The following is an 18,281-nucleotide window of genomic DNA, read 5'->3' as shown; positions in this document are numbered from 1 at the left end:
ACCCGCTACGACAAAACCCGCGAGTCCTACGAAGCGGCCCTCACCATCGCGTCACTCCTGATGTGGATATGACCCTTTGAAGACACGCCCTAGGGCCTGTTGTGAAAGTGGCGTCGTCAGTCGCCGTTGAAGACGAGATACCGGTGAGCCTTGCGCTCGACTTGAACAGTGAGAGCAAGGATTTCGCGCACCGCCTCGGCTTCCTCGGCGGCTGAGCCGTCCGCCAAGGCCCGGAGTTCGGGGATGAGCGCCCTGAGCTGCGACCGGTTGAACACGGTGTCGTCGCAGGGATCGACGTATCCGAGCAGGGGCAGGTGTTGGCTCGCCGCCCGTTCGCACAGGTCGGCGATGGATGGGTGCACGCACGTGGCTTCGACCACGCCTGTAAATGTCCGAACTTGAACGCTGATCCCCATGGGGGCACGCTACTGCTCGACAGTTGGTGCCGCCGCAGCATTTATGGAGGTCAGAGCCATTCGTTGATGGCCGCGACCAGCACTGTCGCTTCGAAGCGGACGGAGGGTTTGTCGTACCGGGTGGCGACGGCCCCGTGGCGCTTGAGCCGGTTGATCCCGCACTCGACCGCGTGCCGCTGCTTGTAGTCGTCCTTGTCGAACCTCGGCGGCCGCCCGCCGAGTGAGCCTCGCTTTTGCCGGTTGCGGACGCGGTCCGCAGGCACTGGAATGGTGGCCTTGATCCCACGTCTACGCAGGTAGGAGCGGTTGGCACGGGAGTCGTAGGCCTTGTCGGCCCGCACCCGGTCCGGCCGCTTGCGCGGCCTGCCGAGCCCGAGCCGGGGCACCCGGATCGCCTCCAGGACGGGCTCGAACTGCGGAGAGTCGCCGCGCTGCCCAGCCGTGACCACCACGGACAGGGGCTTCTGGCCCTGCTCGACAGCTAGGTGAATCTTGGTGGTCAGGCCGCCTCGCGACCCTCCGAGACCGTGATCGGCTGGCTCGATGAAGACACCGCCGGGCGGCTCCTTCTGGAGATCACCTTGTTCGCCACCCCGGCGGCGTGCTGGTGGGCCCGGCAGACGGTGGAGTCGACGTTGACGTCCCAGGTGATCAGGCCCTTCGCGTCGGCCTCGGCCTGGAGGCGGGTGAGGATCCGGGCCCAGGTGCCGTCCCGCTGCCAGCGCCGGAACAGGTCGTAAACCCGATCCCAGGGCCCGTAGCGTTCGGGCACGTCACGCCACGGAGCGCCGGTCCGGGTCCGCCACCGTATGCCGTCTATCAGCTGCCGCCGCGTCCACACCTGGGGCCGGCCAGGCTTCATGCCCTGCAGCAGCAACAGCTCAAGCCGGGCCCACTGCCCATTCGTCAGATCTCCACACCCCACAGGACATGATCATCAAGGAGCAAGATCCACTTCCGCAACAGACCCTAGTTCTGAGTGTTGGGAGACCCCGAAGGCTGCTCCCCTTACGCGCGGGAATGGACCCAAGGTCGAGCTCGGCGCCGAGGTCGAGGAGAACTGCTCCCCGCACGCGCGGGGATGGACCCCTCGGCAAGTGGGGCAAGAACCAGGCGGCGGACTGCTCCCCGCATGCGCGGGGATCGCCCCTGTCGATCGGTACCCCGCCGGACGGTAGCGCCCCCCGTGGACCCGTCCGAGGACCTCATCTCCTCCCCCAGAGCCCGGAGTCCCGCTTCTCGCTTCCTGCCGGTGAAAGCCGGACCCTGGACTACGGCCGGCCGACCTGCCTCGATCAACACTTTGACCGCTCTAGCCGCTTTGCCGGTTTCTGTGAAAGTGGTTCAGAACGAGCTGAGCCTGCGATAGAACTGCAGGTCAGGAAGACTGCTCCCCGCACGCGCGGGGATGGACCCACCGGACCAGCGGCGAGGACCACAACGTTGATCTGCTCCCCGCACGCGCGGGGATGGACCCCGCGCCCGGTCCGTCGACACCGGAGCCGACGCCTGCTCCCCGCACGCGCGGGGATGGACCCCACTGGACGGTCCCCGCACCGGACGGCCGGTACTGCTCCCCGCACGCGCGGGGATGGACCCCTACGGAGGGACGGGGTGGGTTGCCGGGGTGGCTGCTCCCCGCACGCGCGGGGATGGACCCGAGGCTCGCATGGTCACCCAGTTCGACAAGCTCTGCTCCCCGCACGCGCGGGGATGGACCCGGGCGGCACAAATCCGCCGTCGTCGGCGTCATCTGCTCCCCGCACGCGCGGGGATGGACCCCGTCCGACCTTGGTGAACGGGATGCGCCGGGCCTGCTCCCCGCACGCGCGGGGATGGACCCAAGTTCGGCTCGCTCCGCAAGGGGATGCGGCACTGCTCCCCGCACGCGCGGGGATGGACCCCAAGGCAAATGGGTCGACATCACCCGCATCTTCTGCTCCCCGCACGCGCGGGGATGGACCCCGCCCACCGTTCACCACCCACCTTGTCGTTGACTGCTCCCCGCACGCGCGGGGATGGACCCCGCTCTGGCACGACGACCGGGAACAGGAAGCCCTGCTCCCCGCACGCGCGGGGATGGACCCACCGAGCTCCAGTACGACGGCCACGACGACATCTGCTCCCCGCCTGCGCGGGGATGGCACAGTGGGAGTCGCCCCCTGTCCCGTGCTTCCATGCCTTCAATCGGGATGGGTGGTGCTGGCGGCGCTGCTTGGCCAGCTGTGCTCAGGGGGTCCAGGCTGTCAGGGCGGCGGCGATGTCACGGATGCCCAGTCCGTTCGCGGTCCGTTTGACCAGATCGACAGCCTGGTCGGTGCCGGTCTTCACGGGGCGGCCGCTGGCGTTGAGGAAGGCGGCGGCGACGGTGGCCGCGTAGAGCTCGTTGGAGTGCTCCAGGGCGGGCGACCGCACCAGGGACTGCAGAAGAGAGACGCGGCACGATGGTGCGGCTCGGGGTAGACAGTGGTGCCCATGACGACCGCGCAGTGGCGTGCCCGGGCGGCTTCCAGCGCGCCGTAGTCGACAATGTCGGGATCGTCCGGCAGCTTCTCCTGCGCGATCTGCAGGAGCCAGACGAGGCCGACGGTCAGATTCACGCGGCCTGGTCCCCAGTAGCGGAACGGGAGCCGAAGTGCTCGGCAAAGCCGAGGGCGTGCTCGGCGACAAACTGCTCGGCACCGGCCAGGAACCGGGCGCGGGTCACGTCGTCTGTGAGCATACGGCCGCGTACTCCTCAGCCGGGACATGACTGTCGGCCGCCAGCGCCTGGAGCTGCTCATAGACCTCGTCGGTGACCGTAACCCGCAGCTCACGGCCGCCGGTCTGCGAAACATCCGCGCTCATCGCGCTCTCCTAACGGAGGGAGAACAAGGGGCCCTGTGGGCCCGTCACACCCGAGCCGGAGGACCCGGGCGGGAAATCCCAGTCGCCCCCACCGTACGGGCTCCCAACCCAGCGGCGCAGGACTCCGCACCCACCCGACAGAGACGGCCCCACACCACCAGCCACCACAGGCCCCACACCACGATCCAGGCCACCAGACACCCGATGGGGTCATCCCCACACAGGCAAGGAGCAGTCGATCAGCAGCGCCGGGCCGTTCTTCACGTCGAGTCCATGCCCACAGGTGCAGGGAGCAGACTCCCGCGCCCGGACCGAACTCCAGTGCGTGGGGAGGGGGGATTGCCGACGTGGCCGGCCGGGAACGTGCACTGTTTCATGTGAGTGCGGGGATCGCCCCTGTCCGACCGGCATCTCACCGGATGGCACCACCCGCTGGGACCGTCCGAGGGGCTCGTCTCCCAGAGCCCGGAGCCCTGTTTCTTGCTTCCTGCTGGTGAGGGCCGGGTCCTGGGCTACGGCCGACCGGCCTGCCTCGATCGACACTTTGACCGTTCTAGCCGCTTTGCCGGTTTCTGTGAAAGTGGTTCAGAACGAGCTGAGCCTGCGATAGAACTGCAGGTCAGGAATGCTGCTTCCCGCACGCGCGGGGATGGACCCATGTCCGCCGACAGCGGCCGGGACATCGAGCCCTGCTCCCCGCACGCGCGGGGATGGACCCTTCCTGCTCCCCGCACGCGCGGGGATGGACCCCGAGTATGACCGCATCTTCCCGGAGATCCGGCCTGCTCCCCGCACGCGCGGGGATGGACCTGACACCCGACACGGGTGACCTCCTCGTCCGCGCTGCTCCCCGCACGCGCGGGGATGGACCCGGCGGCGGCACGACGACTATCAGGGTGTCGTTCTGCTCCCCGCACGCGCGGGGATGGACCCGTACCGGTAGGGCAGTGCCTTCACATCCTGGACTGCTCCCCGCACGCGCGGGGATGGACCCACATACCGTGACACAGGCGCCCGTCGAGCCCACTGCTCCCCGCACGCGCGGGGATGGACCCCCCGACCTCCGGGCCGCCGCCGCACAGACCGTCTGCTCCCCGCACGCGCGGGGATGGACCCCCGTCCGGGGTCTCCGGCTCCGCGCCGGGGACCTGCTCCCCGCACGCGCGGGGATGGACCCGCTGGTCAGAGGGCTGCACGAACGCTATCGACCTGCACGCGGAACTCCAGGGACTTGGCTACCGAGGCCACTACCAGACCATCAGCGACTACCTGCGGCCCCGCCGCCGGCAGCGCATCCGTGTCGTCGGCCCGGCGCCACCGGGCGTCCGCCAGATCACCAGCTGGATGATGCGTCACCCCGACCGGCTCCGGGACGAAGATCGCCAACAGCTCGCCGAAGTCCTCGCTCGCAGCCCCGAACTCGAGGCCACAAGCCGACTCGTCCGAGAGTTCGCCGAGATTCTCACCACCCGCTCAGGCCAGCACCTCAAGGACTGGATCGCCGCCGTCCGCGACGAAGACCTGCCTGGCCTGCACAGTTTCGCCACCGGCCTGGAGAAGGACTGGGACGCCGTCATCCAGGGTCTGACCACTCGCTGGAACTCCGGCCCCGTGGAAGGCCGTGTCAACCACATCAAGATGATCAAACGCCAGATGTTCGGCCGCGCCAAACTCCCGCTCCTGCGCAAGCGCGTCCTCCTGACCGCCGCCCCTGGGTGATCAGTGGTGGTCAGGAGGCAGCGACAGCACCCCCTTTGACCGCCTTCATGGAACGGTGTCTGAACCGGTCCCCGAATGCCTTGTATCCGAGCGGGGACTGTCGCAGTCTCACTTCAAATCGGTGCGAGGATCGATGGCCCAGTGGTTGGTTCGCAAGACTCGGTCGGCGAAGGTCACGTCTTCCTCACCGAGGAACCTGAAGCCAACGGACTGACATATGCCATTTGACGGAGCATTTGCTATCGCTGGAAACGCATGCACGACTCCCCAGCGATCTTCTTTGCGGGCCAGTTCAAGCAGCGTGCGGACGGCCAGCTTGCCGAGGCCGCGTCCCTGAAACTCTGGCAGCACCATCCAGCCGATCTCGGTCATCTGCTGGCCGTCAGCATTGTGGGACCACAGGGTCACGGTTCCCGCCACCACTGCCGGTTCGATCTCGTTGGGAATGATCATTTTGATCCACTGAGTGCCCTGTATCGCACTCTGAACATCGCGCTCGACCTTCGCCGCCATCCCCTCACGAGGAAGCGGGCCGCCGAGGTCAACCATCATGGTCGGGTCGCATCGCATCCGAACGTAGGCTTCGACGTCGCCAACCCCAACATCACGCAAACGCACTTACTTACACTCCTCCCACTTGCCTGGCATCGCCCCACGATCACACGACGGTCCCAAATCTCACGCTACGTCACCGAGGACAGTCCGACTGATCGTCCTCACGAAATGTGTGCCAGAACCCCCAAGAAGTCGTCATAGCCAACCCGACAACGACCCGCCACTCTGCGTCACAAGGGCCTGCTCCCCGCACGCGCGGGGATCGTTCTCTGTCGACCGGCGCCTTGCCAGGCAGCACCGCCCGCTGGGCTCGCCCGAGAGGCTCATCCTCCTCTCCCCTCCCGGAGCCCTGCTCTTGTCGGCAAGGGTCAAGCCCTGAACGGCGGTCTGCCTGCCCAGATCGACATTATGACCGCTATAGCCTCTTTTCCGGTTTCGGTGAAAGTGGTTCAGAACGAGCCGAGCCTGCGGTAGAACTGCAGGTCAGGGAGGCTGCTCCCCGCACGCGCGGGGATGGACCCCCCCGCCGAGACCCCCGTCCCGGCCCCCGCTGCTGCTCCCCGCACGCGCGGGGATGGACCCGGGGGTGGTCGGGCTCCCGGTGCCGTCGGGCCCTGCTCCCCGCACGCGCGGGGATGGACCCTCACCGCCCGACCTCTCTGCGGCGGAAGCCTGCTGCTCCCCGCACGCGCGGGGATGGACCCCCTCGTCGACACGGCGGAACGGATCCGTCCAGCTGCTCCCCGCACGCGCGGGGATGGACCCATCGCGGCGGCTGCCCGCAGAGTCGCCGCCACCTGCTCCCCGCACGCGCGGGGATGGACCCTCCTGGGTGACTTCGGCCGTGGCCTCCTTGTGCTGCTCCCCGCACGCGCGGGGATGGACCCCCTGGGCGTCGTCCTCGCGCTCGATCTCCTCGCTGCTCCCCGCACGCGCGGGGATGGACCCCACCGGGGTGGTTCCGGATTTCAAGCCTCTGACTGCTCCCCGCACGCGTGGGGATGGACCCGTCTCGCGAATCTCCGTGACGGTGGGGAGTGCCTGCTCCCCGCACGCGCGGGGATGGACCCGGCGCCCGGCCCCGGTGTTGGGGTCTCTGACGCTGCTCCCCGCACGCGCGGGGATGGACCCACCAGGGTGCCGGTAGGGGTGTCCCCGGCGATCTGCTCCCCGCACACGCGGGGATGGACCTGCAGAACGGCCCCCGGGTTGGCGTCGTACCGCCTGCTCCCCGCACACGCGGGGATGGACCCGACCATGACCGACAAGATCACCGGCCCCGCTCCTGCTCCCCGCACGCGCGGAGGTGAACCGCCGTACCAGAGCGGGCGGGCCCGGCGTCCGGAGTCCTCTCCGCGGAGGCGGAGGTGAACCGGTCCTCGCCATCGTCTCCAAGGGAGCCTGACCATGACCGACGCCGCGAAGCGCACCGTCCTCCAGACCGCCCTCGGCATCGCCGTCGTCCCGCTCACGGGTGCCACTCCGGTCCTGACGCCGCAGCAGATCGCCGCCCACGAGGAGGCCATAGCCGCACAGCAGGACTACGAGGTAGCCCGAGACGCGTACTGGACCGCGCGTACGAGCTGATACAGGAAGACCGTCCCCCTCCAGCCGTAGGCCGAGGGTGACGGTCTCGTCGTATCCGGACTACTTCTTCGCGGCGGCCTCGCGGCGCTTCCGCTCCCGCTCTTCGTACGCCTCCGGTCTCCGGACCCAGAACTTCAGCTCCATCTCCACGTCGTACCGGGACTGCCCGGTCGCGGCCGCGTGCTCAGTGATCGCGGCCTGCACGGCAGCCGCCGTGTCCACGGTCAACGCCTTGGCCTGAATCTCCTCCCAGGCAAGGGTCTCCAGCATGATCAATTCATCGGTCACCGGCGGACCGTATGCCCCGCCTCGGACACTCCACGCTCACCGCACCGGCAGAGCCCGCCGCGCTCGCCCGATCACCACCTGTGCCTCCGCTCCCACCACCGCCGAGCGGCGCAACGTCCTCCACACCCGCACGTACGAGGCCACCGTCTCCTCGTCGTCCAGCCACGACTCCGAGTGCCAGTCCTCCGTGATCACCAGCCGCTCATCCAGCACCCAGAACCCGTTCGCGGGCGGAATCCGCAGCGGCACACCAAGCGGAATGACGCCCAGCTCCACCGTGTCCATCCCCACGGTCCCGGCCAGCCGGTCCAGTTGGCCGGCCAGCACGGGCGTCGGACAGATCAGGGCCTGGAGAGCGGCCTCCCATACGAGTGCGTGGAGCCGGCGCCCGCTCTCGTAGAGCCAGTCCTGGCGCCGCATCCGGGACCGGACCGCGGCCTCGGTGTCCGGCGTCGTGCCCTGGAGTTCGGCGTACCGGAGGAACACGTGCCGGGCGTAGTCCGCGGTCTGGAGCATCCCGGGGACCACTGCCTCCTCCCAGACGTGGATCGTCCGGGCCTCGTTGACCGCGACGGCCCATTCGTCCTGGACGGGGCGGTGGCCGGAGGCGAGCTGGCGGCGCCAGGACCGGATCTGCGACTCGTATCCGCGGAGCCGGGTGTGAAGTTCCGCCGCCGCTTCGGGGTGGCCGACGGCGTCGGCCCAGGCTGTGAGGTCGACGGGGCTGGGGGTCTGGCGCCCGTTCTCCAGCTTGTAGATCTTCGAGTGGGGCCAGCCGCACCGTTGGGCGAGCTGGGGCCCGGTGAGGCGGCCGTCAGCGGCGTTGAGGCGTAGCTCCCGGAGGCGGATGCCGAGCGCTACGCGTGCCTGCTGGTAGTCCGTGCTCACCGGGGCGCCGCCTCCTACCGGCCGCCGTGCTGGGCCGCGAACACGTCGAACGGCTGCGACGCTGCGGTGGCCGCGTCCCGGACCTGGACGTACCGGAGCACCTGCGCGGGCTCGGTGATGACTTCGACGTCGTCCCAGGCGTCCGACTCGTCGAAGCGGAGCACCGCAACGAGACGGCTGTCGAAGATCCAGAAGTCCTCAGCGGGGAGCAGCAGGGCGTCGGCGTCGGTACGCGAGATGCTCCGTACGTCCTCGCCGGTGGCCGCGTTGCAGCGGGCGTAGGACTGGAGGAAAAGCTGGCCGGGGGTGGGCGGCGAGTCGACGACCCGGACGCGCCCGACGTACCGCCCGGCGGCGGTCTGTGCGGTGATGTTCCGGCACCAGTCGGTGTCGAGGTCCATCGGGGCCTCGCCGGTCTCCAGGAAGACACCGTAGTCCTCGTCCTCCTCGTCGCTGGCGTACCGGCGGCGGGTCTCCAGGTGCCACGCCGAGTACTCGAAGGTGTGGAACAGCTGGCCGAACTCGGCCGCTCTGATGATCGTGGGCACCCTCGGCGTCTCCTTCGGGGCGTGGTTGACGAGCAGCTCGCGCGGCACGACGACGGCCGCGTCCTCCGGGCCGAAGTACTGGAGCCGGTCGAGGTCGGCAGGGTCGGTGAGCGGGCGGCCCTGGACGATGACCTCGCCAGTGTCGGTGTCCTCGTGCAGGGCGGGGCAGCCGCCGTTCTTGCTGTCGGTGCCGATGAAGCGCAAGTGTCGGAACATGGTGATCCTCCCCATGGTCACGCTGTTGACGCCCCAGCTTGGCCATCGCGGGGGTCCCCCCGCCACGACCTTCGGGCACCCGAATGCGACCAGACGCGACCAGGTGGGCGGTCCTGGAGAACATTCGAGAACATCCGCTCGCACACGCTACCAACGGGCGCCTACCGTCCGGCACATGCTGACGAGGACCAGCGGAGCGCGGGCCTGTACCTACTGCTCCACGACCGACCCTGAGGCCGACGCGTGCGTCCGTACGCAGCGACACGAGGACGGCGGCGCGCACATCTACGCCCACAAGGAGTGCGCGGAGGAGGCCGGAGTGAATCCGTTCTACGAGTTCACCGAGGTGGACGCTCAGGCGGTGAGGTCGTGACGTCGAAGCACAGCCGGGTGCTCCGGCCTGAGTGCGAGTTCGACGAGCACCGCATGTGCCACCCCGAAGAGGTGCGGACCCCGACCCGCAACGTGCTGGTCTTCCCGGCGAAGCGATGCGACTGCGACTGCCACAGGAAGCGAAGGGGCCGGGTATGAGCAGCGCGTACGGCCCGCCGGTCTGCGCGCACTGCAACCGGCCGATCCGCGGCGTCCCCCGGAGGATCGAGGTCTTCTCTACCTCGGGAGCCCGGCCCGACACCCTGGTCCACGCCACCCGCCTCGTGTGCCTGGACCCATCCCTCGACCAGCCCCCGGCCCGGCCGGACTTCCAGTGACAGAGTGGCACCGCCAGGCCGTCTACCTGGTGATCGTGTTCGCCCTGCTCACCGCCCTGGCGGTAGGCGTCCTCCGGTAGCCCCCTGATCTCCTGCTTGCCCGGCCTACAGCGGACAACGGGCGAGCAGGAGCGGGCCCCGGCCGGTACGCCAGTACGGGTGGCCTGGCGGCGGGCCTTCGCGGCGGCGCGGGCCTGGTGCGGAGCGATTCGGGCCAGATCGGCGCCTGCCCCCGGTGCCCCGGCCGCAGCGGGCCCTTCCAGTGGGGCCGAACCCGCGGCCGGGGCCAAGGTGGGCGTCGTGGAGGAGGAGAGCGCTGCCGGTGAGGTGGGTGGCTGGGTGAGGGTGTCGGTCATCGCTGGGTCCAGTCGATCGTGACGTGGCAGTTGGCCTGCGCGAGGCGCAGGGCGTGGCGGACGAGGCCGGGGCCGGGGCCGTAGAGACGGGTGGCGCTCTCGCGGCCGCAGGCGTTGATGAGCGAGGTGATCTGTTCGGTGTCGCCGTACATCAGGGCGGTCCGGGCGGCGGTGATTCCCCTCTCGCTGCCGACGGATCGTGGGCCCTGGCGGAGACGTCCGTGTTCTCCGGTGTCTGGTCCTTCGGTCTGTCAGGATGGGCACATGTTCCTGATGGACCGCACAGGTAAAGAGGTTGCAAAGGCCTCTTGAACGCCCAGGACAGGAAGGGGTGCGCTCCGCGCGAGCGGAGGTGAGGTCGTCGTCCAGGTCCTCGCTGAAACCCTCGTCGGTGCGCTCCGTGCGAGCGGAGGTGAGCCGTGGCCGGGCTGATCTTGGAGAGCCGCTGAGCCGTGCGCTCCGCGCGAGCGGAGGTGAGCCGACGGCCTTCGTGTGGCCGCGGAGGCGCTCCTTGTGCGCTCCGCGAGAGCGGAGGTGAGTCGACCACCCACAGGGCGTCCAGGGCCGCGACAATGTGCGCTCCGCGCGAGCGGAGGTGAACCGCCTGCCGTGCACTCGCCGCCGGGGCCGAGTCGGTGCTCTCTGTGCGGGCGGAGGTGATCCGGTCGCCGCGGCCACAGTCACGGCTTGAGAGGCCGTCGGCTGGCGCCTGGTCAGGGGGTCCAGGTGGTCAGGGTGGCGGCGATGTCGCGGATGTCCATTCCGTTCGCGGTCTGCCTGACGAGGTCGACGGCCTGCTCGGTGCTCGCCTTGACGGGGCGGCCGCTGGCGGTGAGGAAGGCCGCGCGACGGCGGCGGCGTAGAGCTCGTTGGAGTGCTCCAGCGCGGGCAGCCGGACGAGGGACTGCAGGAGGGCCGCGGCGCGGTGGTGCGGTTCGGGGTAGACGGTGGTGCCCATGACGACGGCACAGTGGCGGGCGCGGGCTGCCTCCCGGGCACCGAAGTCGACGACGTCAGGATCGCCGGGCAGCTTCTCCTGGGCAATCTCCAGGAGCCAGACCAGGTCCACGGCCAGGTGGTCTGTGTTCTCCGGTGTCTGGTCCTTCGGTCTGTCAGGATGGGCGCATGGTTCATCGGCGCCGTAGAAGTAAAGGACGTGCGAAGGCGTTCTGAACGTCCAGGTCGGGAAGGGTGCTCTCCGCGCGCGCGGGGATGGACCCACAGGAGACACACCATGTGGCAGACCCTCATCGTGCTCTCCGCGCGCGCGGGGATGGACCCGCCCTGGTTCTCTTCGACGACACCGGCGAGCTCTACTCCCCGCACGCGCGGGGATGGACCCGGGTCGACGCCGCCGACTACCTCGCCGCCTCCCTGCTCCCCGCACGCGCGGGGATCGTTCTCTGTCGACCGGCGCCTTGCCAGGCAGCACCGCCCGCTGGGCTCGCCCGAGAGGCTCATCTTCCTCTCCCCTCCCGGAGCCCTGCTCTTGTCGGCGAGGGTCAAGCCCTGAATGGCGGTCTGCCTGCCCAGATCGACATTATGACTGCTATAGCCTCTTTGCCGGTTTCGATGAAAGTGGTTCAGATCGAGCCGAGCCTGCGGTAGAACTGCAGGTCGGGAAGGCTGCTCCCCGCACGCGCGGGGATGGACCGGGTGAGTTCGGCCAGCGCGGGGCCACCGATGGCTGCTCCCCGCACGCGCGGGGATGGACCCACCACCCTGACCAGCAAGTTCACCCCCGAAAGCTGCTCCCCGCACGCGCGGGGATGGACCCTGGTCGAGCCAGGAGAGCCCGGCGTTGTCGAGCTGCTCCCCGCACGCGCGGGGATGGACCCCGGGCGTCGAGCTGTCAGCCCGCCCGAGGAGGCTGCTCCCCGCACGCGCAGGGATGGACCCTGCCCATAGCATCACGGTGAGTAGCGGGGCGTTGTCGCTGCTCCCCGCACGCGCGGGGATGGACCATCCGGATCTCATCCCCGAAGCCGCATGCGGCTCTGCTCCCCGCACGCGCGGGGATGGACCCGAACCGTTGAAGCACGAGGGACAGACCGAGGACTGCTCCCCGCACGCGCGGGGATGGACCCGGCGGGAGGCGTGCGCGACGTGCCCGACACGGCTGCTCCCCGCACGCGCGGGGATGGACCCGAGGACCTGGCGCGGGCGCTTCCCTGTGACGGCTGCTCCCCGCACGCGCGGGGATGGACCCGCCTCGGTCCGGGCGAACCTGGAACGGATGCTCTGCTCCCCGCACGCGCGGGGATCGTTCTCTGTCGACCGGCGCCTTTGCCAGGCAGCACCGCCCGCTGGGCTCGCCCGAGAGGCTCATCCTCCTCTCCCCTCCCGGAGCCCTGCTCTTGTCGGCAAGGGTCAAGCCCTGAACGGCGGTCTGCCTGCCCAAATCGACATTATGACCGCTATAGCCTCTTTGCCGGTTTCGGTGAAAGTGGTTCAGAACGAGCCGAGCCTGCGGTAGAACTGCAGGTCAGGAAGCTGCTCCCCGCACGCGCGGGGATGGACCCTGCCATCGGTATTCCAGACCAGAGCGTAGGAGCTGCTCCCCGCACGCGCGGGGATGGACCCGGATCGGTGGCACGGACAGAGTGGGAGATCGACTGCTCCCCGCACGCGCGGGGATGGACCCGGTGGGTCCTCGCCGCCGACATGCTCAGCGGACTGCTCCCCGCACGCGCGGGGATGGACCCGACTGAAGGGCGCGGCGGTGACCGGGGGTCGACTGCTCCCCGCACGCGCGGGGATGGACCCCGCAGAGAGCTTCCGCGCTTTCGCGGTCGCTTCTGCTCCCCGCACGCGCGGGGATGGACCCGCACCGGTCACGGGGCCCGCGATCTCTCACCCCTGCTCCCCGCACGCGCGGGGATGGACCCGGGTCCGGCTTCGCCATCGAGCTGAGCTTGCCCTGCTCCCCGCACGCGCGGGGATGGACCGGAAGCCCGACGGGGATCGATCAAGGCCGAGGGCTGCTCCCCGCACGCGCGGGGATGGACTCAGGCGTGACCTGGTACATCGGTGGTACACCAGTTGCTCCCCGCCCGCGTGGGGAGCAGCTTCCTGACCTGCAGTTCTATCTCACGCCTACCCCTGGTGGAGCCACTTCCACTGATTCCGACATAGCACCTAATAGGATGGTCTGTGCTTGTTCGTCTCTCCGGAAGCAGAGTCCGCCGATGCCGGGCCCGGCATCGGCGCCGCGTCGTCCGACGAGGTGGCGCCGTCCGGCCGAAGGCCGTCGAACGCGCCTCCAGCACCACGCCGACCGGCCGGCACAGGACCTCGGGGGCGCGGCGAGGCCGGCGCGAGGTCCCCACCGTCTTCTGGCGAGCTCGAGCGGCATGCACGGCCGTCATGCCGCTTCGGCCTCTTCACGATGCCGTCCGCTTCAGCCGCCGGGCCTTATCCAGAACGTCTGGGCGACAAGACGGAAGCCCCCGATCGCATGATGAAGCCCTTCAGCGGGGCGGGCATGGTGCTGCCGACACGACGCGCCCTGGTGGTCCATCCGGCTGTCCAACTACCCTCAACATCATGCTCACCGCCGAGAGAAAGCCGCCACGAGGGCCGACCACTCCCACACCTCCTGGTCGCCCACCCGGCCCCGTCACGCCCGACAAAAACCCGCCGATGCCCCCAAACCCACCCGGTCCGCCGAACCCGCCCCGGAAACCCTGACGCCAGATGTCCCCCGACCGTATCCCCTGGGCTCAACTGCCCAATACGGTGCACCGCGCAGCCGAACAGCACCTGGGCAGCACATACAGCGCCACCGACGCCGCAGGCGGCGGCAACGCCGACATCGCCACAATCCTCACCACCCCCACCGACACCCTGTTCATCAAAGGCATCCAGGACAAGGAACGGGCCGAGGAACTCCACCTCGAGTACCGGATCAACCCCTACCTGCCCCACGACATCTGCCCACGTGCCCGATGGCACACCGAGGCCGACGGCTGGGTACTCCTCGCCTTCGACGCCGTCAACGGCGACCACGCCGACTACACCCCGGGCGCAACCGGACTCAAAGCCGTCACCACCGCGCTGACCACACTCTCCGGCATCACCGCCCCGCCCCTGTCACTCCTGACCGCGTGGGACCGATGGGGCTACTACTGCGACAACGAAACCGAACCACTCCTCCACGGCAACTCGCTACTCCACACCGACCTCGCCGCCACCAACATCATCGTCAACAACGGCCAGGCCCACGTCATCGACTGGTCATGGGCCGCCCGGGGCCCCGCCTGGATCGACCCGACCCTGTGGGCCATCCGCCTCATCAGCGACGGCGGCCACTCCCCCGCCGAAGCCGTACTCCGCGCCCAGGAGATCCCCGCATTCAGGGAAGCCGACCCCCAGGCCGTTGCCGTCCTCGCCCGCGCAGAAGCAGCCCGCTGGGCCGACGTCCACGCCGACGGCGCCCCCGGAATCGACGGCGTCACCCACGGAGCTCGGCAATGGGCAAACTACTGGGCCCGGCAGATCCCCCTCTAGCGGTACGCGACGAACACAGCAGTCAGATCTTCCTACAGATCGCTTTGAGGCAGCCCACAAGTACTCAACTGCTCTCAACACTTTGCCCGCTCTGGGCTCTTTGCCGGTTTCTGTGAAAGTGGTTCAGAACGAACTGCGCCTGCAGTAAAACTGTAGGTCAGGAAGTCTGCTCCCCGCACGCGCGGGGATGGACCCACCGCCCCGGGCCACGTCCCGCACCCGGATCTCTGCTCCCCGCACGCGCGGGGATGGACCCAACTTGCTGACCGGCGATGCCCGGATGCTCGCCTGCTCCCCGCACGCGCGGGGATGGACCCGCGGAGGTGGCCAGGACCCCAGCGGGGATCCTCTGCTCCCCGCACGCGCGGGGATGGACCCTGGTGGATCACCGACCCGCAGATCTTCGTCTGCTGCTCCCCGCACGCGCGGGGATGGACCCGCGGCGGTGCAGTCGAGTTGCACCGCGAGTTCCTGCTCCCCGCACGCGCGGGGATGGACCCACCGAGCGGGTTAGCAGCCCACTCGAAGGAGTCTGCTCCCCGCACGCGCGGGGATGGACCCGACGGCGGCAACCCGACGCCTCCGGCACCTCCCTGCTCCCCGCACGCGCGGGGATGGACCCGACTGCACGTCGTGCCGCAAGACGTTCGACGCCTGCTCCCCGCATGCGAGGGGATCGCCCCTGTCGATCGGTACCTCGCCGGACGGTAGCGCCCCCCGTGGGCCCGTCCGAGGACCTCATCTCCTCTCCCAGGGCCCGGAGTCCTGCTTCTTGCTTCCTGCCGGTGAAAGCCGGGCACTTGGCTACGGCTGGCCGACCTGCCTCGATCGACACTTTGACCGTTCTAGCCGCTTTGCCGGTTTCCGTGAAAGTGGTTCAGAACGAGCTGGGCCTGCGATAGAACTGCAGGTCAGGAAGGCTGCTCCCCGCACGCGCGGAGATGGACCCCACGTTGCGGGGGAACCAGGTGGTCCCGTGCTCTGCTCCCCGCACGCGCGGAGATGGACCGGGTCTTGACGAGGACTCGAACGTGTCTTCGCGCTGCTCCCCGCACGCGCGGAGATGGACCGCCCGCAAGCAGATCCCGCTGCTCGCCCTCGACCTGCTCCCCGCACGCGCGGAGATGGACCCAAGAAGCCCTCGCCCGCGCCTGATGTCCCAGTCTGCTCCCCGCACGCGCGGAGATGGACCCCCACCAGGGCCACCCACACCACGGCGACCGGTCTGCTCCCCGCACGCGCGGAGATGGACCAGTGGTTCCTGCACGGCGGCCACGCGGAGGACGCTGCTCCCCGCACGCGCGGAGATGGACCCCACGTCGACCGTCCGTGTCCACCACCACAATGCTGCTCCCCGCACGCGCGGAGATGGACCCCGGACGCTCTCTGCTCCCCACACGCGCGGGGACTGCTCCCCGCACGCGCGGGGATGGACCCCCACTGAACGAACACGTAGACCTCCGTCGGCGCTGCTCCCCGCACGCGCGGGGATGGACCCCAGGCGACCCGCGAGCGCAAGACGGTCGAGCTCTGCTCCCCGCACGCGCGGGGATGGACCCTTGCCGGGCACGCCCGTGTGCCAGCACGTCCGCTGCTCCCCGCACGCGCGGGGATGGACCCGCTCACAGGTCGCGGGTGCCACCTGTCGGACAGCCGTTCCCGGGCTGCGTAGTCGGCCGCCGTCGCGCCCCGCCCGGAATGTGCATCGACCCAATAGGGGTGCGGTGGAACGCTTCTGATGATTCCTCGCCCGGAATCCCTCCCGGCATATAAGCTCTAACCCTTGCGTGCCTCAGCTATTGAGGGCGTTGGTCCTGCCCCTCGACGGGTCCTTCGGAGATCATGCCTCCGGAGCACCGCCACGAGGGGCAGCACGAACGCAGACCCCTCCCTACCAGGAAGGGGGCACACCATGTGCTCCACGCAGGGCGGCGGCAAGCGGCATAGAGACTGGTGGAAGAGGCAGGGGGCTCGCGCTCTCCGGCTTCTCGCTGCGGTCGGTCCGTTCGTGCCGCTGCTGGTCATCTTCGCGGAGAAGGTGATGTAGGACCGGCCGGGCTCGGCGCAAACGAGCCCGGCCGGAGCCGGGGCCCGTCGCGAAGACTGCGGCGGGCCCCTCCTGCTAAGGCAGGAACCCGGCGACAATCTATTTTGTGGCGACGGCACACTCAATTAGAGGAACAACCTAGCGTACTGATTAGTGCGCTGCTATTCATTAATCTACACAACGGGATGGCGATAAGCAGCGGCCTCTTCCAATTGCCCCACGGTAAAACTGTCCATATTGCCCCAATTTGCGGAAGATTGCCGACGGTATTCACCCTCCGCGGCAGCCCTGCCGGGCCACCTGGACGCCCGGCGAACCCTCAGCCCCCGCCGGCCGTCCGTCCCAGGCCGAGCCGGACACTCTTCCCGGACAGGCCCCCGAGAGCGACCTCGGCGCCCTTCCCGCACCTGTCTCCGCTGCCACAACTCCCAGGTCCAGCACGTGCCGTCCGGGGCGGCGACTGTCTCGCGGGCATCACACGCGAGTGGAGACTTCACTCATGGTTGTCCTGTGCTAGATGGAAGGGGCCGGTGGTGGTCCAGACTCCATGGCAACCCCGGAGAACTGGGTAAGAGTGCGACGGAAGACCGGAGAATTCGTTGGAGATCAACCTCAGGGGTGCCGACAAGGCGTTCACGGAGAAGCTTGTACTCCTCGCCGCCCAGCATCAGGCGGAGCTGTCCGTCATCGCCACCGACACCACCTGGACCACCGAGCGCGCCGAACGCTACTTCCGCTCCCTGACATCGGGCGCCCGGACCTTCGCCCGCCTGGTCGTCGTTGAGGGCGACGAGAGCGGCTGCCTCGAAGCGGACCGGCTCCGCGACGCTCTCGGCAAGCTCAACGGGCCGTCCAACGCACTGAAACGGGGCGTGGATCGCGGCGTACGGGAAGGCTGGCTTCCCGAGGGCATCGAGCAGCCCGTCACCGCCATCGCCGACCGGGACAACCCCAGCTGGCACAAGACCATCGCCTACCAGATCAGCACGGAGAACCGGCCCGCCTTCCGGGCCGCCCTCAACCGAATCCCGGGCCAGCCCGCGCAGGAACAGCAGTGAACACCCGCCCGGCACAGCCTGCGTGCACTGGCTGCGGCACGACGGACCTCGTCCGTGCGGCGGCCGCCGGGTGGCGCCCCGTCCTCGGCCGCCTGGCCAACGCGCGGTGCATGCACCGCTTCCCCTCTTGGCTGCACCGCCACTTCTGACCGCCTCCCCTTCCCGAGGCAGGAGGAGAAGGCCATGTCGCCGGGGATCCCGGTACAGGCACTGCTCCTCGCGGGCGCGGGGATCGTTCTCTGTCGACCAGCGCCTTGCCAGGCAGCACCGCCCGCTGGGCTCGCCCGAGAGGCTCATCTTCCTCTCCCCTCCCGGAGCCCTGCTCTTGTCGGCGAGGGTCAAGCCCTGAATGGCGGTCTGCCTGCCCAGATCGACATTATGACTGCTATAGCCTCTTTGCCGGTTTCGATGAAAGTGGTTCAGAACGAGCCGAGCCTGCGGTAGAACTGCAGGTCAGGGAGTCTGCTCCCCGCACGCGCGGGGATGGACCCCCCTCCCCGGAGACCCGGGGGAGGGGCGACCGCTGCTCCCCGCACG

The 18,281-nt window shown here is 69.2% G+C and carries 17 protein-coding genes and 8 CRISPR repeat arrays (1 of these 25 only partly in view); of the genes, 6 read left to right on the top strand and 11 right to left on the bottom strand.

Going from position 1 to position 18,281, the window contains the following annotated elements; all coding sequences use genetic code 11:
• Positions 1 to 116: 116 nt before the first annotated feature.
• From ACIRQY_RS33695 to ACIRQY_RS33675, 5 genes are all read right to left on the bottom strand, one after another.
• The gene (locus ACIRQY_RS33695) at positions 117 to 380 is read right to left on the bottom strand and encodes a hypothetical protein (RefSeq protein ID WP_403932122.1); all 264 of its coding nucleotides are present in this window, start codon (positions 378 to 380) and stop codon (positions 117 to 119) included.
• Between the two features lie 86 nt (positions 381 to 466).
• A protein-coding gene (locus tag ACIRQY_RS33690) for an IS5 family transposase (protein WP_403932119.1) occupies positions 467 to 1,341 on the bottom strand; the annotation gives its coding sequence in 2 pieces (ribosomal slippage) (positions 467 to 954 and positions 954 to 1,341; 876 coding nt in all).
• Positions 1,342 to 1,803: 462 nt separating this feature from the next.
• A CRISPR array of direct repeats spans positions 1,804 to 2,564; the repeat unit is 29 nt; unit sequence CTGCTCCCCGCACGCGCGGGGATGGACCC.
• An 81-nt stretch (positions 2,565 to 2,645) separates the two neighbouring features.
• Positions 2,646 to 2,831: a hypothetical protein gene (locus ACIRQY_RS33685; RefSeq protein WP_403932116.1), complete on the bottom strand. Its 186-nt coding sequence runs from the start codon at positions 2,829 to 2,831 to the stop codon at positions 2,646 to 2,648.
• A 181-nt stretch (positions 2,832 to 3,012) separates the two neighbouring features.
• On the bottom strand, positions 3,013 to 3,138 hold the full coding sequence (locus ACIRQY_RS33680; RefSeq protein WP_403932113.1) for a hypothetical protein: 126 nt from the start codon (positions 3,136 to 3,138) through the stop codon (positions 3,013 to 3,015).
• Positions 3,120 to 3,263, bottom strand: coding sequence for a hypothetical protein (locus ACIRQY_RS33675; protein ID WP_403932111.1), 144 nt, complete (start codon positions 3,261 to 3,263; stop codon positions 3,120 to 3,122). Before ACIRQY_RS33675 ends, ACIRQY_RS33680 begins: the two co-directional genes overlap by 19 nt.
• 721 nt (positions 3,264 to 3,984) lie before the next feature.
• Positions 3,985 to 4,440: a CRISPR direct-repeat array (repeat unit 29 nt; unit sequence CTGCTCCCCGCACGCGCGGGGATGGACCC).
• A 26-nt stretch (positions 4,441 to 4,466) separates the two neighbouring features.
• Here ACIRQY_RS33675 and ACIRQY_RS33670 point away from each other — a divergent pair.
• Entirely contained in the window at positions 4,467 to 4,982 is a 516-nt protein-coding gene (locus ACIRQY_RS33670; protein ID WP_403932125.1) for a transposase, read from the top strand.
• Positions 4,983 to 5,090: 108 nt separating this feature from the next.
• Here the strand turns inward: ACIRQY_RS33670 and ACIRQY_RS33665 are convergent, their stop codons facing one another.
• Positions 5,091 to 5,600: a GNAT family N-acetyltransferase gene (locus ACIRQY_RS33665; RefSeq protein ID WP_403932109.1), complete on the bottom strand. Its 510-nt coding sequence runs from the start codon at positions 5,598 to 5,600 to the stop codon at positions 5,091 to 5,093.
• Between the two features lie 429 nt (positions 5,601 to 6,029).
• A CRISPR array of direct repeats spans positions 6,030 to 6,912; the repeat unit is 29 nt; unit sequence CTGCTCCCCGCACGCGCGGGGATGGACCC.
• 32 nt (positions 6,913 to 6,944) lie between these two features.
• Between ACIRQY_RS33665 and ACIRQY_RS33660 the strand changes: the two genes are divergently transcribed.
• On the top strand, positions 6,945 to 7,124 hold the full coding sequence (locus ACIRQY_RS33660; protein ID WP_403932106.1) for a hypothetical protein: 180 nt from the start codon (positions 6,945 to 6,947) through the stop codon (positions 7,122 to 7,124).
• Between the two features lie 60 nt (positions 7,125 to 7,184).
• Here the strand turns inward: ACIRQY_RS33660 and ACIRQY_RS33655 are convergent, their stop codons facing one another.
• From ACIRQY_RS33655 to ACIRQY_RS33645, 3 genes are read right to left on the bottom strand one after another with little or no spacing between them, the layout of a single operon-like run.
• Complete coding sequence (locus ACIRQY_RS33655; protein WP_403932103.1) at positions 7,185 to 7,412, bottom strand: hypothetical protein; 228 nt, start codon at positions 7,410 to 7,412, stop codon at positions 7,185 to 7,187.
• 36 nt (positions 7,413 to 7,448) lie between these two features.
• Positions 7,449 to 8,300, bottom strand: coding sequence for a helix-turn-helix domain-containing protein (locus ACIRQY_RS33650; RefSeq protein ID WP_403932100.1), 852 nt, complete (start codon positions 8,298 to 8,300; stop codon positions 7,449 to 7,451).
• 14 nt (positions 8,301 to 8,314) lie between these two features.
• Positions 8,315 to 9,064, bottom strand: coding sequence for a DUF6879 family protein (locus ACIRQY_RS33645; RefSeq protein WP_403932097.1), 750 nt, complete (start codon positions 9,062 to 9,064; stop codon positions 8,315 to 8,317).
• Between the two features lie 175 nt (positions 9,065 to 9,239).
• Here ACIRQY_RS33645 and ACIRQY_RS33640 point away from each other — a divergent pair, with 175 nt between their 5' ends.
• Positions 9,240 to 9,437, top strand: a complete 198-nt coding sequence (locus ACIRQY_RS33640) for a hypothetical protein (RefSeq protein ID WP_403932094.1) — start codon at positions 9,240 to 9,242, stop codon at positions 9,435 to 9,437.
• 154 nt (positions 9,438 to 9,591) lie between these two features.
• On the top strand, positions 9,592 to 9,774 hold the full coding sequence (locus ACIRQY_RS33635) for a hypothetical protein (RefSeq protein ID WP_403932091.1): 183 nt from the start codon (positions 9,592 to 9,594) through the stop codon (positions 9,772 to 9,774).
• Positions 9,775 to 10,126: 352 nt separating this feature from the next.
• On the opposite strand, the gene ACIRQY_RS33630 is transcribed toward ACIRQY_RS33635, so the two are convergent.
• Positions 10,127 to 10,282 (bottom strand): hypothetical protein, encoded by a 156-nt coding sequence (locus ACIRQY_RS33630; protein WP_403932088.1) that lies wholly within the window; start codon positions 10,280 to 10,282, stop codon positions 10,127 to 10,129.
• A 578-nt stretch (positions 10,283 to 10,860) separates the two neighbouring features.
• Positions 10,861 to 11,199, bottom strand: coding sequence for a hypothetical protein (locus ACIRQY_RS33625; protein WP_403932086.1), 339 nt, complete (start codon positions 11,197 to 11,199; stop codon positions 10,861 to 10,863).
• A 557-nt stretch (positions 11,200 to 11,756) separates the two neighbouring features.
• Positions 11,757 to 12,399: a CRISPR direct-repeat array (repeat unit 28 nt; unit sequence CTGCTCCCCGCACGCGCGGGGATGGACC).
• A 224-nt stretch (positions 12,400 to 12,623) separates the two neighbouring features.
• Positions 12,624 to 13,201: a CRISPR direct-repeat array (repeat unit 29 nt; unit sequence CTGCTCCCCGCACGCGCGGGGATGGACCC).
• A 625-nt stretch (positions 13,202 to 13,826) separates the two neighbouring features.
• On the opposite strand from ACIRQY_RS33625, the gene ACIRQY_RS33620 reads away from it, so the two are divergent.
• Both ACIRQY_RS33620 and ACIRQY_RS33615 read left to right on the top strand, forming a co-directional pair.
• Entirely contained in the window at positions 13,827 to 14,639 is an 813-nt protein-coding gene (locus tag ACIRQY_RS33620; protein ID WP_403932083.1) for an aminoglycoside phosphotransferase, read from the top strand.
• 166 nt (positions 14,640 to 14,805) lie between these two features.
• A CRISPR array of direct repeats spans positions 14,806 to 15,322; the repeat unit is 29 nt; unit sequence CTGCTCCCCGCACGCGCGGGGATGGACCC.
• Between the two features lie 237 nt (positions 15,323 to 15,559).
• A CRISPR array of direct repeats spans positions 15,560 to 16,259; the repeat unit is 28 nt; unit sequence CTGCTCCCCGCACGCGCGGAGATGGACC.
• Between the two features lie 1,026 nt (positions 16,260 to 17,285).
• Entirely contained in the window at positions 17,286 to 17,744 is a 459-nt protein-coding gene (locus tag ACIRQY_RS33615) for a hypothetical protein (RefSeq protein ID WP_403932081.1), read from the top strand.
• Positions 17,745 to 18,205: 461 nt separating this feature from the next.
• Positions 18,206 to 18,281: direct repeats of the CRISPR family, unit length 29 nt; unit sequence CTGCTCCCCGCACGCGCGGGGATGGACCC; it runs 441 nt beyond the window's last position.

This window comes from Streptomyces sp. NPDC101490 (assembly GCF_044767145.1).
GTDB lineage: Bacteria > Actinomycetota > Actinomycetes > Streptomycetales > Streptomycetaceae > Streptomyces.
This window is presented reverse-complemented; position numbering and strand designations above follow the sequence as displayed.

Excerpts from the sequence above, each read along its gene's own strand:
- ACIRQY_RS33675 (WP_403932111.1), bottom strand. The coding sequence starts at position 3,263 with ATGAGCGCGGATGTTTCGCAGACCGGCGGCCGTGAGCTGCGGGTTACG.
- ACIRQY_RS33660 (WP_403932106.1), top strand. The coding sequence starts at position 6,945 with ATGACCGACGCCGCGAAGCGCACCGTCCTCCAGACCGCCCTCGGCATC.
- ACIRQY_RS33630 (WP_403932088.1), bottom strand. The coding sequence starts at position 10,282 with ATGTACGGCGACACCGAACAGATCACCTCGCTCATCAACGCCTGCGGC.
- ACIRQY_RS33620 (WP_403932083.1), top strand. The coding sequence starts at position 13,827 with ATGTCCCCCGACCGTATCCCCTGGGCTCAACTGCCCAATACGGTGCAC.
- ACIRQY_RS33645 (WP_403932097.1), bottom strand. The coding sequence starts at position 9,064 with ATGTTCCGACACTTGCGCTTCATCGGCACCGACAGCAAGAACGGCGGC.
- ACIRQY_RS33640 (WP_403932094.1), top strand. The coding sequence starts at position 9,240 with ATGCTGACGAGGACCAGCGGAGCGCGGGCCTGTACCTACTGCTCCACG.
- ACIRQY_RS33680 (WP_403932113.1), bottom strand. The coding sequence starts at position 3,138 with ATGCTCACAGACGACGTGACCCGCGCCCGGTTCCTGGCCGGTGCCGAG.
- ACIRQY_RS33635 (WP_403932091.1), top strand. The coding sequence starts at position 9,592 with ATGAGCAGCGCGTACGGCCCGCCGGTCTGCGCGCACTGCAACCGGCCG.